The organism is Mesorhizobium sp. M0816 (assembly GCF_040320005.1).
In the GTDB taxonomy this organism is placed as follows: Bacteria; Pseudomonadota; Alphaproteobacteria; order Rhizobiales; family Rhizobiaceae; genus Mesorhizobium.
The window spans coordinates 263,838-277,596 of sequence record NZ_JAMYOT010000006.1 but is presented as its reverse complement, the minus strand read 5'-3'; the positions used below and the strand labels follow the sequence as shown (position 1 = coordinate 277,596).

At 61.5% G+C, this 13,759-nt stretch carries 14 protein-coding genes and 1 tRNA gene; 10 read left to right on the top strand and 5 right to left on the bottom strand.

Features of this window, described 5'->3' with window-relative positions; genetic code table 11:
• Positions 1 to 59: 59 nt before the first annotated feature.
• The gene (ctrA, locus tag NKI17_RS11840) at positions 60 to 755 is read right to left on the bottom strand and encodes a response regulator transcription factor CtrA (protein ID WP_006203583.1); all 696 of its coding nucleotides are present in this window, start codon (positions 753 to 755) and stop codon (positions 60 to 62) included.
• Positions 756 to 1,206: 451 nt separating this feature from the next.
• On the opposite strand from ctrA, the gene NKI17_RS11835 reads away from it, so the two are divergent.
• Complete coding sequence (locus NKI17_RS11835; RefSeq protein WP_023719275.1) at positions 1,207 to 1,584, top strand: flagellar export protein FliJ; 378 nt, start codon at positions 1,207 to 1,209, stop codon at positions 1,582 to 1,584.
• Positions 1,585 to 1,646: 62 nt separating this feature from the next.
• Here the strand turns inward: NKI17_RS11835 and NKI17_RS11830 are convergent, their stop codons facing one another.
• Positions 1,647 to 2,042: a winged helix-turn-helix transcriptional regulator gene (locus NKI17_RS11830; protein WP_352568054.1), complete on the bottom strand. Its 396-nt coding sequence runs from the start codon at positions 2,040 to 2,042 to the stop codon at positions 1,647 to 1,649.
• A gap of 93 nt (positions 2,043 to 2,135) precedes the next feature.
• On the opposite strand from NKI17_RS11830, the gene NKI17_RS11825 reads away from it, so the two are divergent.
• On the top strand, positions 2,136 to 3,062 hold the full coding sequence (locus NKI17_RS11825; protein WP_352568055.1) for an NADP-dependent oxidoreductase: 927 nt from the start codon (positions 2,136 to 2,138) through the stop codon (positions 3,060 to 3,062).
• A gap of 57 nt (positions 3,063 to 3,119) precedes the next feature.
• Here NKI17_RS11825 and sciP read toward each other — a convergent pair whose 3' ends face one another.
• Positions 3,120 to 3,395, bottom strand: coding sequence for a CtrA inhibitor SciP (sciP, locus tag NKI17_RS11820; RefSeq protein WP_023679563.1), 276 nt, complete (start codon positions 3,393 to 3,395; stop codon positions 3,120 to 3,122).
• Between the two features lie 261 nt (positions 3,396 to 3,656).
• Between sciP and mnmA the strand changes: the two genes are divergently transcribed.
• Positions 3,657 to 4,847: a tRNA 2-thiouridine(34) synthase MnmA gene (mnmA, locus tag NKI17_RS11815; protein WP_023679564.1), complete on the top strand. Its 1,191-nt coding sequence runs from the start codon at positions 3,657 to 3,659 to the stop codon at positions 4,845 to 4,847.
• A gap of 13 nt (positions 4,848 to 4,860) precedes the next feature.
• On the opposite strand, the gene NKI17_RS11810 is transcribed toward mnmA, so the two are convergent.
• The gene (locus NKI17_RS11810) at positions 4,861 to 5,835 is read right to left on the bottom strand and encodes a Gfo/Idh/MocA family protein (RefSeq protein ID WP_352452922.1); all 975 of its coding nucleotides are present in this window, start codon (positions 5,833 to 5,835) and stop codon (positions 4,861 to 4,863) included.
• Positions 5,836 to 6,071: 236 nt separating this feature from the next.
• Here NKI17_RS11810 and NKI17_RS11805 point away from each other — a divergent pair.
• Positions 6,072 to 6,148: transfer RNA gene (locus tag NKI17_RS11805), tRNA-Met, on the top strand.
• Here the strand turns inward: NKI17_RS11805 and NKI17_RS11800 are convergent.
• Positions 6,143 to 6,613 (bottom strand): hypothetical protein, encoded by a 471-nt coding sequence (locus tag NKI17_RS11800; protein WP_352568056.1) that lies wholly within the window; start codon positions 6,611 to 6,613, stop codon positions 6,143 to 6,145. The genes NKI17_RS11805 and NKI17_RS11800 overlap by 6 nt on opposite strands.
• Before the next feature lie 209 nt (positions 6,614 to 6,822).
• Between NKI17_RS11800 and NKI17_RS11795 the strand changes: the two genes are divergently transcribed.
• From NKI17_RS11795 to NKI17_RS11770, 6 genes are read left to right on the top strand one after another with little or no spacing between them, the layout of a single operon-like run.
• Entirely contained in the window at positions 6,823 to 7,137 is a 315-nt protein-coding gene (locus NKI17_RS11795) for a helix-turn-helix domain-containing protein (RefSeq protein ID WP_023675522.1), read from the top strand.
• Entirely contained in the window at positions 7,134 to 9,155 is a 2,022-nt protein-coding gene (hyfB, locus tag NKI17_RS11790) for a hydrogenase 4 subunit B (protein ID WP_502894482.1), read from the top strand. The genes NKI17_RS11795 and hyfB overlap by 4 nt, the downstream gene beginning before the upstream one ends.
• A complete protein-coding gene (locus NKI17_RS11785) occupies positions 9,146 to 10,102 on the top strand; it encodes a respiratory chain complex I subunit 1 family protein (RefSeq protein ID WP_352568057.1) in 957 nt (318 codons plus the stop codon). Before hyfB ends, NKI17_RS11785 begins: the two co-directional genes overlap by 10 nt.
• Positions 10,102 to 10,764, top strand: a complete 663-nt coding sequence (locus tag NKI17_RS11780; protein WP_023675519.1) for a hydrogenase-4 component E — start codon at positions 10,102 to 10,104, stop codon at positions 10,762 to 10,764. Before NKI17_RS11785 ends, NKI17_RS11780 begins: the two co-directional genes overlap by 1 nt.
• A complete protein-coding gene (locus NKI17_RS11775; RefSeq protein WP_023675518.1) occupies positions 10,761 to 12,212 on the top strand; it encodes a hydrogenase 4 subunit F in 1,452 nt (483 codons plus the stop codon). Before NKI17_RS11780 ends, NKI17_RS11775 begins: the two co-directional genes overlap by 4 nt.
• 18 nt (positions 12,213 to 12,230) lie before the next feature.
• The gene (locus NKI17_RS11770) at positions 12,231 to 13,748 is read left to right on the top strand and encodes a hydrogenase large subunit (protein ID WP_352568058.1); all 1,518 of its coding nucleotides are present in this window, start codon (positions 12,231 to 12,233) and stop codon (positions 13,746 to 13,748) included.
• Positions 13,749 to 13,759 lie beyond the last annotated feature (11 nt).

The following is a 13,759-nucleotide window of genomic DNA, read 5'->3' as shown; positions in this document are numbered from 1 at the left end:
GTTGTTTTACCAGGTTGTTTTCCGAAAGCCGGCGCCCATTTTGGGATCATGCCCTTGCTTCAGGCGCTGACCCGGATATCTTCAGGCTCACGCAGCACATAGCCGCGGCCCCAGACGGTCTCGATGTAATTCTGCCCGCCAGACGCGGCGTCGAGCTTCTTGCGCAGCTTGCAGATGAAGACGTCGATGATCTTCAGCTCCGGCTCATCCATGCCGCCATAGAGATGGTTGAGGAACATTTCCTTGGTCAGCGTGGTGCCCTTGCGCAGCGAGAGCAGTTCCAGCATCTGATATTCCTTGCCGGTCAGATGGACGCGCTGGCCACCGACTTCAACGGTCTTGGCATCGAGATTGACCACCAGGTCGCCGGTGGTGATGACCGACTGGGCATGGCCCTTGGAACGCCGCACGATGGCATGGATGCGGGCGACCAGTTCGTCCTTGTGGAAGGGCTTGGTCATGTAATCGTCGGCGCCGAAGCCGAGGCCGCGCACCTTGTCCTCGATGCCGGCCATGCCGGAGAGGATGAGGATCGGCGTCTTCACCTTGGAAAGGCGGAGTGTTCTCAACACTTCGTAGCCCGACATGTCGGGGAGGTTGAGGTCGAGGAGAATGATGTCGTAATCATAAAGCTTGCCTAGATCGACACCCTCTTCGCCAAGGTCGGTCGTATAGACATTGAAACTTTCTGATTTCAGCATCAGCTCGATGCTTTGTGCGGTTGCACTGTCGTCTTCTATCAGCAGAACGCGCATTTCATTCCCCTTTTCTGCTGCCGGACCATTTCACGACCCGTCCAGGACCGGAGCAGTGATTGCCCTGAGCAGAGGCTGCCATCGAATGGTTAATAAAACCTAATTCCCCGTCCGTGACGGTATCAGATTTTTTAACCCCTTTCTACACCTTGTTGAATCCAATAACGAATCACAGACCCAAACCGTTAATGCGGCACATTAATAAGCCAGACTAAGTGACTCTTCGGACTCGTTGGCCAGGTTTCGCGACGAGAAGCAGAATTTTTACCCGCCCTTAAGTCCTGAGCCGTATGATTAACAATGCCCGTAAACGAATGGTTACCGCCGGCAAAAAACTTTAGGAGTTTGTTTCCCATAGTTCGGGGAAAGCCGGTGGAAACGGGTCAAGCCTGGGCCTTGCCGGGTGAATTGGACGATATGTGCAGGTGTGCGTTTCCGGGAGTACCGAATCATGAAGTCACGTGAAAACCTCGTTCGGCTGAAGCAATTTCAGGTGAGCGAGAAGCGGCGGCAACTGCTGCAGCTCGACATGATGATCGCCGAATTCGAGCGCATGGCCGTCGAGCTGGAACTTCAGATCGCCGCCGAAGAGAAGAAGGCCGGCATCACCGACATCAATCATTTTGCTTATCCGACCTTCGCCAAGGCGGCACGCCTGCGCCGCGACAACCTTAGAAATTCGCAAAGCGACCTCGCCCAGCAGCGAAATGTCGCCGAATCATTGTTGAGCGAAGCCGAAGCGGAGCTTTCCAAGGCCGAGATGCTGGAATCGCGCGACACCAAGGCGCGCGACACGGAAGCCGGCGGCCGCAGCGCCATGATCGGCTGAAAACAAGACTTTAACGCGCGTCGCGCTTGCGCGCTATTGCTGCGCACCGAACTGTGCCCGCCTCAGGCATCCAGATCTTCTTGCTGTTCCGCCGCCCGTGCGCGCGCATTTTTGATGTCGGGCACATGCTGCTCCGACCAGGCTCTGATCTGATTGAGCAGTCCTGCCAGGTTCTGGCCAAGTTCGGTCAGCTCGTATTCGACCCGCGGCGGAATGACCGGGAAGATTTCGCGCCGCACAAGGCCGTCGCGTTCGAGGATACGCAGCGTCTGCGCCAGCATTTTCGGCGTGATGCCTTCGAGCTTGCGCGCCAATTCGCCGTTGCGGAGCCGGCCGCGGCGCAGCGCACAGATCACCAGGTAGACCCATTTGCTGGCGAGCGTCTCGAGCACGGCGTGTGACGGGCACGACCGCCGAAAGGCGTCATAGCCGAAAGGGGAAACATCTTCACTATCCATGAGGTGCGTATATATCAAAAAGGTACATACTAGACAAGAGAATGTAACTATCCAAATGATAGTGGTACATCAAAACCAGCAGGAGAGCCTTCCATGCGTGCCATTATCCAGAATTCCTTCGGCGGACCCGACGTCCTCGTCATTGCCGATCGCCCCGCGCCATCACCCGAGGCCGGCGAAGTGCTCGTCCGCATCGAGGCGGCCGGCATCAATCCGGTCGATGGTGCGGTGCGCGGCGGCCACTATCCGCTGCTCGGCGAGCCGCCTTTTGTCCTTGGCTGGGACGTTTCGGGAGTTGTCGAGGCGCTGGGCTCCGGCGTCTCCGGCCTCAAGGTCGGCGATGCCGTGTTCGGCATGACGCGCTTTCCCAAACAGGCGGCAGCCTACGCCGAACTCGCCGCTGTCCCGGCTGATGAGCTTGCGCCGAAACCTGAAGGCATAGATCACGCGCAAGCCGCCGCGCTGCCGCTGGCCGGCCTGACGGCCTGGCAAGGCCTTGTCCGCCATGGCCGGCTCGATTCTGGCAAGCGCGTGCTGATCCACGCCGGAGCCGGCGGCGTCGGCCATCTGGCGGTGCAGATCGCCAAGGCGCACGACGCTCACGTCGTCGCGACCGCCAGCCCGGAAAAGCTCGATTTCGTCCGCTCGCTCGGCGCCGACGAGGTGATCGACTACACAAGGGATGATTTCACCGGGAAGGCCCGCGACATCGATCTGGTTCTGGACCCGTTCGGCGGCGTGCATGCGGAGCAATCACTGAAAGTGCTCACGGCCGGCGGCGTTCTGGTGTCGCTGCTCGATGTCAGCGATGCCACCAAGGCAAAGGCCAGGACGCGAGGCATCCGCGTCGAGCGCATGTCCGTAGTGCCCGACCGTGCCGCTCTGGTGGAGCTCGGCAAATTGATCGACGCGAAAAAGCTGGCCGTCCACGTGGCAAAGGCGTTTCCGCTCGAACAGGCCGGTGCCGCCCATGCCTTTCTCGCCACCAGGCCGATCGGCAAGGTGGTGCTGACGGTCTGAAATTGCAGATCGTCGCCCCTCGCAAACGTAAGGGCGCTGATCAGCGCCCTTATCGGCCTAATGCCGGTATTGCTGGATGCGCGTGGTGCGCAGGCCGGCAAGGCCGTATTCGTCGATCGACGCTTGCCAGGACAGGAATTCCTCGGTGGTGAGCTTGTAGCGCTGGCATGCCTCTTCGAGGCTCAAAAGCCCGCCACGCACCGCCGCCACCACTTCCGCCTTGCGCCGGATAACCCAGCGACGTGTGTTTGTCGGCGGCAGATCGGCGATGGTAAGTGGGCTGCCGTCTGGCCCGATAACATATTTGACTCGCGGTCTAATTAGATCGGTCATCGTACTCTCTACAAAAAACTCAAAGACCCAATCCCCACCACATTACCGCCACAGCTTTAAAATTTGCCTAAGCAGACCCTAATGGTTAGGTAAGGATCATGAACGCGGCGTTAGCCTTTTCATCGGCATTTGAAACATCTGCCGGCAAGCGCATTGAACCCGGCAGGAAAAATGAGCCGGTCCGGCAAAGCTGGCGCAGCCGAGACGCTTGACCTATATTCCGGCCATTGGCATTGAAGCGCCGCGCAGAACGAAAGAACCATGAACAGCCTCGATCTTCCCGGACGCCCCGAAAACACCCGCGTCGTCGTCGCCATGTCGGGCGGTGTCGATTCGTCGGTCGTTGCCGGCCTCCTGAAGCGCGAGGGCTACGACGTCGTCGGCGTCACGCTGCAGCTTTATGACCACGGCGCGGCGACGCACCGGGCCGGCTCATGCTGCGCCGGCCAGGACATCGACGATGCCCGCCGCGTCTCCGAGACGCTCGGCATCCCGCATTACGTCCTCGATTACGAGGAGCGCTTCCGCAAGGCGGTGATCGACCCGTTCGCCGAGAGCTATGTCGCCGGCGAAACGCCGATCCCTTGCGTTTCCTGCAATCAGACGGTGAAATTCGCCGACCTTCTTGCGACCGCCAAGGAACTCGGCGCCGACGCGCTGGCGACCGGCCACTACATCCGTTCCGGCGCCAATGGCGCCCACCGCGCGCTTTACCGGCCGGTCGACGCCGACCGCGACCAGAGCTACTTCCTGTTCGCCACCACCCAGGCGCAGATCGACTATCTGCGTTTTCCGCTCGGCGGCCTGTCGAAGCCTGAGGTTCGCGCCATCGCCGAGGAGATGGGACTGACGGTTGCGGCCAAGCAGGACAGCCAGGACATCTGCTTCGTGCCGCAGGGCAAATATTCCGACATCATCGCCAAGCTGAAGCCGGCTGCCGCCAATCCGGGCGACATCGTCCATATAGACGGGCGCGTGCTTGGCCGCCACGAGGGCATTTTGCGCTACACCGTCGGTCAGCGCCGCGGCATCGGCATCGCCTCGGGCGAGCCGCTCTACGTCGTTCATCTCGACGCCGACCGGGCCCGCGTCGTCGTCGGCCCGCGCGAGGCGCTGGAGACCCACAAGATCTTCTTGCGCAACATGAACTGGCTGGGCGATGGCCCGCTGACCGCTATCCCGGCGGCCGGGCTTGAGCTTTTCGCCAAGGTGCGCTCGACGCGGCCGCCGCGCCCGGCCGTGCTGCATCACCGCGCCGGTGTCACTTCGGTGGAACTGGTCGACGGCGAATCCGGCATCGCGCCCGGTCAGGCTTGCGTGCTCTATTCCGACGATGGCAACGAGGCGCGCGTGTTCGGCGGCGGCTTCATCGAGCGCTCCGAGCGCGGCGCCGAGGCCGAGGCGATGCTGACGCGGCTTGCCGTCCAGCCGGCGCGGGTTCCCGCCGAATAGACGGCGTTTTCTTTTAGGGCCTTGTATGGGCGGGCCTTGTATGGGCGACGGTGCCGGCGGTCAGGATGCGCAGCACGCGGATGGCCTCCTCGCCGCTGGTGCGCGGTTCGGCCCGCGTCTCGATGCAGTGGATGAAATGCTCCAGCTCGCGCGTCAGCGGCATGCCCTCACCGACCGCGACATAGGACGGCTCGTTGGCGGTGAACGCCCATTGGCCGCTGTCCTGCCACACCGCGTGGCGATAGACGGCAAGCTTGCGCTCCCACGGCTCGACATCGTCGAACACCGCCATCGCCTTGGTGCCGACAACGGTCAGCCGCCGTTCGCGGTAAGGGTTGAGCCGCGAGGCGAACAGATGGCCGCGCAGGCCGTTGGGAAAGCGCATGTGCAGATGCGCAAAGTCGCTGAGATTGTCGAGAAGAGCAGCGCCTTCGCCGCGCACTTCGACCGGTTCGGTGCCGGTGATGGCCAGGATCATCGACAGATCGTGCGGCGCCAGATCCCATAGCGCGTCGTTTTCGGTGTGGAACTTGCCGAGGCCGAGCCGATGCGAATGGATGTAGCGGACTTCGCCGAGTTCGCCATTGTCGATCAGCGCCTTCAGCGTCTCGAAGGCGGGATGAAAGCGCAGCACGTGGCCGACCATGAAGACACGGCCATTATCGGCGGCCGCCTGCACCGAGCGTTCGGCATCGGCCACCGTCAGCGCGATCGGCTTCTCCACCAGCACGTCCTTGCCGCCGAGCACGGCGCGCACCGCCATGTCGGCATGGAACTGCGGCGGCAGCGCCATGACAATGGCGTCGACATCGTCGCGGGCAAACAGCGCCTCCGGCTCTATCGCCAGGCAATCCTGCTCGCTGGCAAAACCCTCCGCACGCGCGGGGTTGACGTCCGAAACCGCATGCAGCGCGCCGAGCGCCTTTAGGGTGCGGATGTGGTTGCTGCCCCAGTATCCGCAACCGAGGACTGCAATGCGCGGTTTCATCAATTCATGACCATGGCTTTCGTGGCCGAGACATAGCGACGTGCCTCGCTGAACTCAACCCCGGCCTGTGCGCCCAAATGTCTGCCCGGCAAAGCTTTAGGCGCCAGCAATATGCCGGCGCGGCAGCCACTTCGATGCTTGACAGGCTTGGCCTCGCAACCTTATATCCGCGCGACCTTGGCGAACGCGCCGATATGCCTGCCGATTTAAGCTGGATTTCGGGCCTTCGCCGCCTTGGCGGGGTAGCTCAGTTGGTTAGAGCACGGGAATCATAATCCTGGGGTCGGGGGTTCAAGTCCCTCTCCCGCTACCAAATTCCAAGAAAAATCAGATACATAGAGATGTACGGTGCCAGTCGTCTCATGTAGCGGGTCGCGCGATTTTGCAATTTTGACACCCGGTTTTGCAGCAGGGCGCTTCTCTCAAGACAGGGCGATCCGATAGCTGCGAGGGCCATGACGTTTCGGTGCTCTAGATTGCACTCCCGTACAAGCCTCGAGACAACATCCCATCGCAGCGGTGGCTCTCCTACGCTTTCTTCAGAAATTCCGTCCGCAGAACCAGATTGCCTTTGTGCATTCAGCCCGTTGAGGAGATCGGCGAGTTCCTCGGGATCGTGCTGGTTCATTCCAACGATGGTTCGGCTGCCCATCTCGGCGGGCCGCCCGGTACGAGCATCATTGACGGTCCAGGTGCCGGTCGGATCCTGAAAAGGCCTGTAGCCCGCGGCGGCTCCAATCGAGTGGCCGGCCGAGATAAGGCCCATCGCCGGCGCCATCACGCGCAATCCGAGACGGCTGGCGACAAGACTGGCAGTGACGGGAACGGCCGCATGGCTTTGGTTCGAGGCGCAGGGCGTATCGCCCGGTTTTCTACAGCCTCAAGACAGATGCGCCACGCATCACTAATTGAATGCGCCGCATTTTAATATATGCTGCAAGACGTAGAGATAATATCTCAAAGCTGATCAAAAAGGGGGATGCGACCGTGATAACTGCTCCACAGTTGCGTGCCGCGAGGGCGCTCCTTGGCATCGACCAGCGCAGGCTTGCCGAATTGTCCGGTCTTTCCGTGCCGACAATTCAACGCATGGAAGCCAGCGAGTCGATTATTCGGGGTAACGTCGATTCTCTCATGAAGCTGATCGGGGCACTTGACCTCGCCGGCGTGGAATTGATCGCTGAAGGCGCCTCCAGCCAAATCGGCGGGCGCGGCGTGCGACTGAAAGCGGATTTTGACCCCGCCAAAATCCTTGGCGGGGTCGATACGGATGCCAAACTCCCCGTGAGGAGCGTGGCGTGATTTCGGGGGCCGCGGTCCTCCTGTGGGGCGTCGCTGCGCTCCTGGGGACTGCGGTGCTTGCGATTGCGGAAAGCCGCAGATCCGACTCGGGAACACGCCTGATCTACGGCTTGACGCTAGGTATATCGGCGGCCGTGCTCATGGTTCTCGCGAGCCGCATCGCCGACAATCCCGTCACCCCGTCGACTGTGGTGTTGCCTCTTGGATTGCCATGGATTGGCGCTCATTTCCGTTTGGATGCGCTCTCGACTTTCTTCCTCATCGTCGTCAACTTCGGCGGCTCCATGGCCAGCCTTTATGGCCTCGGCTACGGCAGGCATGAGTCTGCGCCGCATCGGGTGCTGCCGTTCTTCCCGGCTTTCCTAGCCGGAATGAACCTTGTCGTGGTGGCCGACGACGCCTTCACTTTCCTGCTTTCTTGGGAATTCATGTCGCTCGCCTCCTGGGCGCTCGTCATGGCGCACCATCGCGAGCAGGACAATGCGCGGGCGGGCTACATCTATCTCGTGATGGCGAGCTTCGGCACACTCGCGCTGCTGCTTGCGTTCGGCCTGCTCGCCGGATCCGATGGAACCTACACATTCGACGCGATGCGAGCCGCCGACCCGACCCCGTTCGCCGCTGCTTTCGTCCTGGTTCTCATGCTGCTGGGCGCCGGCTCCAAGGCTGGACTCGTCCCGCTTCACGTTTGGCTGCCACTCGCTCATCCGGCCGCGCCAAGCCACGTCTCGGCTCTCATGAGCGGCGTGATGACCAAGGTCGCAGTCTATGGCTTCATACGCGTTATTTTCGATCTGCTCGGTGAGCCGGCATGGTGGTCGGGCGTTGCCGTGCTTTTCCTTGGCGGCCTGACGGCGGTTCTCGGCATCCTCTACGCGCTGATGGAAAAGGACCTGAAGCGACTGCTTGCCTATAGCACCATTGAAAACATCGGCGTCATCTTCGTAAGCCTTGGTCTCGCGCTCGCTTTCAAGGCGAACGCCATGCCATCGGCTGCAGCGCTGGCCCTCACCGCCGCGCTGTTCCACGTCCTCAACCATTCCTTTTTCAAGAGCCTGCTGTTTTTCGGCGCGGGCGCCGTTCTGACGGCAACCGGAGAGCGGGATATGGAGAAGCTGGGCGGTCTCATCCACCGCATGCCCTTTACAAGTTTTGCCTTTCTCGTCGGTTGCGTCGCGATCTCGGCACTTCCACCCTTCAACGGCTTCGTCTCCGAATGGCTGGCCTTTCAGGCCATATTGCAGAGCCCCGATCTGCCACAATGGGGACTGAAGGTCATGGTGCCCGCCGTTGGCGGTCTGCTGGCGCTGTCAGCGGCACTGGCCGCGGCCTGCTTTGTAAAGGCGTTCGGGATTCCATTCCTCGGCCGGCCACGCTCGGCCGCGGTGGAACTGGCGCATGAGGTCGACCGCTACTCGCTGGCGGCATTGTTCATTCTCGCTGCCCTTTGTCTCCTGGCCGGCATTCTGCCCGGTCTTGTGATAGACGGCCTCTCATCGGTGACACTGCCACTGATCGGCAGTCGGATGCCTGTGCAGATGGCCCAGCCCTGGCTGTCTATCGTGCCGATTGCAGCGAGCCGCAGTTCCTACAACGGCCTGTTGGTGTTCCTGTTCATCGCCTTTTCCGCATCCGCTGCGGCATATGTGATCCATCGCTTTGCATCACATGCACTCCGTCGGGGTCCCGCCTGGGGTTGTGGCTTCCCGGATGTGGTCCCGAGCTCGCAGTACACGGCCGTCAGCTTCGCGCAGCCTATCCGCCGCGTCTTCGGCACGTTCGTATTCCGTGCAAGGGAAACCGTCGAAATGCCGGCACCTGGCGAGACCGGTCCGGCTCGTCTGAATGTCGAAATGCATGATGTGATCTGGGAGACGCTGTACCTGCCTATCGGCCGGGCCCTCGACTTTGCGACCGACCACCTCAACCATCTGCAGTTCCTGACGATCAGGCGCTACCTGACCCTCGTCTTTCTCTTTCTCATTGTCCTGCTCCTGGTGCTCGCACTATGGCCGTGATTCTCGAGTTGGCCGTTCAAGGCGCGCAGATGGCGCTGGTGCTTTTGCTGGCGCCGCTCCTGACCGGATTCGTGCGCAAGGTGAAGGCACGGCTCTTGCGCCGCCAGGGTCCTTCCCTGATCCAACCTTACCGCGATCTCTTGCGGCTGATGCGCAAGGAAGTCGTTCTGGCGGACAACGCATCCTGGCTGTTTCGCGTGACGCCCTATCTGATCTTTGCCACCACCTGGGTCGGCGCGGCGCTCATCCCGACATTCGCCGCCGGCCTTACATTCAGTTGGACCGCCGATCTCATAGCCATTGTCGCACTGCTGGGAAGCGCCCGGTTCTTCCTGGCGCTGGCAGGCATGGACGTCGGCACGAGCTTCGGCGGCATCGGCTCGAGCCGCGAGGTGATGATCGCTTCGCTGGCCGAACCCGCCATGCTGCTCATCGTGTTCAGCCTGGCGCTCGTCGCGGGTGCTACGCAACTCTCAACGGTCGCCGCCTTCATGGGGTCACCGGAGGTTGGCTTGCGGGTGTCGCTCGGGATGTCGCTCATCGCCCTCGTGATGGTGGCGATCGCCGAAAACGCCCGCATACCCGTGGACAACCCATCGACCCATCTGGAACTCACCATGGTTCATGAGGCGATGGTGCTGGAATATTCCGGTCGCCATCTGGCGATGATCGAGTTTGCCGCCTTCCTCAAGCTTCTGCTCTATGTGTCGCTGATTTCCTGCGTCTTCCTACCTTGGGGCCTGGCGAGCGCCGGGGCAGGACTGGAATCCCTTGCTCCGGGTGTCGTCGCCTATTTTGGCAAGCTTGCCGTATGTGGCGTTCTCCTCGCCGTGTTTGAGACTGCCATCGCCAAGATGCGCGTCTTCCGCGTCCCGGATTTCCTCGGGGCAGCGCTGATGCTGGCCCTGCTTGGCACGCTCCTGCTGTTCGTCTCGCGGAGCCTCTGATGAACGGCCTCACCTTCGACATCGCTCACCTGCTCGCCGGCGGCCTAGTGCTGGTCAGTTTCATGATGCTGTATCAGGATCGCCTCTTTGCTCTGATCAACGTTTTTGCGCTTCATGCAATCGTGCTGGCCCTGTCCGTAGCTTGGCAGGCATACATTCAGGACGCGCATCATCTCTACGTCACGGCGGCGATCGCCCTCGTCTTCAAGGCGATCGTCATTCCTGTCGGGCTTCATCGCATCATTCAGCGGCTCGGCATCCATCGTGACGTCGAGACCGCCGTCGGCATCGGTACGACGATGCTTGCGGGGATAGGCCTGGTGACCCTGTCCATGGTCCTGATGCTGCGCGTCACTCCCGAGGCTGATCCCCTCGCCCGCGAGGACCTGGCTTTCGCGCTGTCCATCATTTTGCTGGGGCTGCTGGTGATGGTCACCCGCCGCAACGCCGTCAGCCAAGTTGTCGGATTCATGTCGCTCGAGAACGGTCTGGTCCTCGCCGCCACGGGGGCCAAGGGCATGCCTCTGGTCGTCGAGATCAGTGTCGCCTTCTCGATCCTTATCGCCTTCATCGTCATCGGAGTCTTCCTGTTCCGCATCCGCGAGAGGTTCGACTCGGTGGATGTCGGCGCGCTCGACGACTACAGGGGAGAACACCGTTGACCGCGTTTTCCCTCGATGCGGTGGCCGCCATTTTGCTGATACCGGTCTTCGCGGCCGCACTTCTGGCGGCGCTGCCGAAATACCGGATATCGGCGGGCGTCAATGTCGCTGCGAGCTTGCTGACCTTGCTCGCCGCCCTGTCGCTTCTTGTCACCGACCGCCCGCAGCCTGGGCAGTATCTGCTCGTCGACGATCTCAATATCGTCTTCATCGTGCTCAACACATTCGTCGGCTTCACCACCAGCGTCTTCAGCGCTTCCTACATTGCCCACGAACTGGAGAGCGGGCGGCTGACAGTCCCGAACTTGCGGTTTTATCACGCAATGTACCAGGTCATGATGTTCGGCATGAACCTGGCGTTCGTGTCGAACAATATTGGCTTGATGTGGGTGGCGGTGGAGCTTGCCACGCTGACCACCGTGCTCATGGTCGGCATCTACCGCACGCACGAAGCGCTGGAGGCAGCCTGGAAATATTTCATTCTGGGCAGCGTCGGCATCGCGCTCGCACTGTTCGGCACCATCCTCGTCTACATGGCTGCACAGCCGGTTGTTGGCGAGGGGACCAATGCGATGGTCTGGACGGTGCTCATCGCTCACGCCGCGCGCTTCGATCCGGCTCTGCTCAATGTCGCCTTCATCTTTCTGCTGCTCGGCTACGGGACAAAGGTCGGCCTTGCGCCCTTACATGCCTGGCTGCCAGACGCGCATGCTGAGGGTCCAACGCCGATTTCCGCAGTGCTGTCGGGCTTGCTGTTAAACGTCGCGCTCTATGCCGTGCTGCGCTTCAAGCTATTGCTCGCGGCAAGCCCGGAAGCGATCGCACCTGGGCCATTGATGATCACGATGGGACTGACGTCGCTTGTCTTCGCGGCCTTCATGCTCTACCGCCGCCGCGACATCAAACGCCTGTTCGCGTACTCCTCGATCGAGCACATGGGCATCATCGTGTTCGCCTTCGGCATAGGAGGCCCGCTCGCCAATTTTGCCGGGCTGCTGCACATGGTCATGCACAGCCTGACCAAGTCGGCGATCTTTTTCACGGTCGGCCACATTGCCCAGGTCAAGGGGACACAGAACATCGCCGAAATCCGGGGACTGACGGAAACACATCCTGCCCTTGGCTGGGCGCTCGTCATCGGCGTCGTTGCCATTGCCGGCCTCCCTCCGCTCGGTATCTTCATGAGCGAATTCCTGGTCGTGAGTTCGACATTTGCAAGACACCCTCTTTTGGCGATGCCGTTGGTTTTCGGGATTCTGCTCGCTTTCGGCGCCCTGCTGCTTCGACTGACCGGCGTCGCTTTCGGCGAACCGCGCGGCAGCACTGCACCCGCCGAGGCGTCCTACATTCCGATGTATTCCCACTTGGCGTTGGTGTTTGCCGCCGGCATCTATCTGCCGCCACCGCTGGTCACATGGTTCCAGCACGTCGCAAGTATCCTGGGGTGAGCAGAGGAGAGAAAGAGCATGCCCGGGCTGATCGACCTCATCCTTGCTGGCCAACGTGTCGAAAATCATTTCCCGTGGTCGCGCGCCGTGGTGACTCCGAAAAAATGGGGCTTTGCCGTCGAGCAACTGGCCGAGGGCCACTGGAGCTTGCTCGGCCTATGGGGTGAGCCAGGCGCCGTCCACATGGCACTTCTCGATGAAAGCGCCGGGGACATTGGCGTCGTCAGCCTGGAATGCCCCAGTGGCCGCTACCCATCGGTCGGCCGGCTGCATCCGCCCGCATTGCGCCTGGAACGTGCGGCCGCTGACCTGTTCGGGCTCCTACCACAAGGTGCGCCTGATACACGACAGTGGCTTGATCATGGCCACTGGGGTGTCAGCTATCCGTTGAGTACCCGCGTCCGGACGTCTGCTGCGACTGCCTTCCCGTACAGTTTCCTGCCTGCAGAGGGGGAGAGCCTGCATCAGATCCCGGTCGGGCCCGTGCATGCCGGCATCATCGAGCCGGGCCATTTCCGGTTCACGGCGAGCGGTGAAACGGTCGTCCGGCTGGAGCAGCGCCTCGGATACGCGCACAAAGGTATAGAAGGCCTGATGGCGGGGTCCGACATCGACCGTGCGGCCAAATTGGCGGGCAGAACCTCTGGCGACAGTACCGTGGCATACTCCCTCGCTTTTGCCCGCGCGGTCGAGGCGGCGCTGGGTGTCCAGGTTCCCCCACGCGCGGTCTGGCTGCGAGCGCTCATGGCCGAGTTGGAGCGCCTGGCCAATCATCTGGGCGACATCGGCGCTATCTGCAATGATGCCGCCTTCGCGCTCATGCATGCCCACTGTGGGGTGCTGCGTGAGCGCGTATTGCGGGCAAGCGATGCTGCCTTCGGTCATCGTTTGATGCGCGACTGCATCGTGCCCGGAGGCGTGGCAAGCTTCCTGAGCGATGAGGGCACGACAGCGCTCAGGTCCCTGATCGCAGAGATCAGGCAGCGGTTTCCCGCGCTGGTCGAGCTCTACGACAACACGGCGTCGCTGCAGGATCGGACTGTCGCGACTGGCCGGCTGAAGGTGGAACTCGCTCGTCAATATCGCGCCGGAGGCTACGTTGGCCGGGCCTCCGGTCGGGACTTCGATGCCCGACGCAATCTCGCTTATCCACCCTATGGCGAACTCGCCTTCGATGTACCTCTCCTCCAGGAAGGCGATGTGAACGCCCGTGTATGGATTCGTATCCACGAGGTCGAACAGAGCCTGTCCCTGATCGAACAAGTCCTGCGACAACTGCCAGACGGGCCGATCCGCGTCGATTTCGCGCAGACAAACCGATCGCATGAAGGCATGGCGCTCGTCGAAGGTTTCCGCGGCGACATTCTGGCCTGGCTGCGCATTGGCAAGGGCGGCTTGGTCGAGCGCTGTCACCTCCGTGATCCGTCATGGTTTCAATGGCCGCTCCTTGAAGCGGCGATCGAAGGAAACATCGTTGCCGACTTTCCGCTGTGCAACAAATCGTTCAACTGCTCTTATTCGGGCCATGATCTCTGAAGGCACGCTGT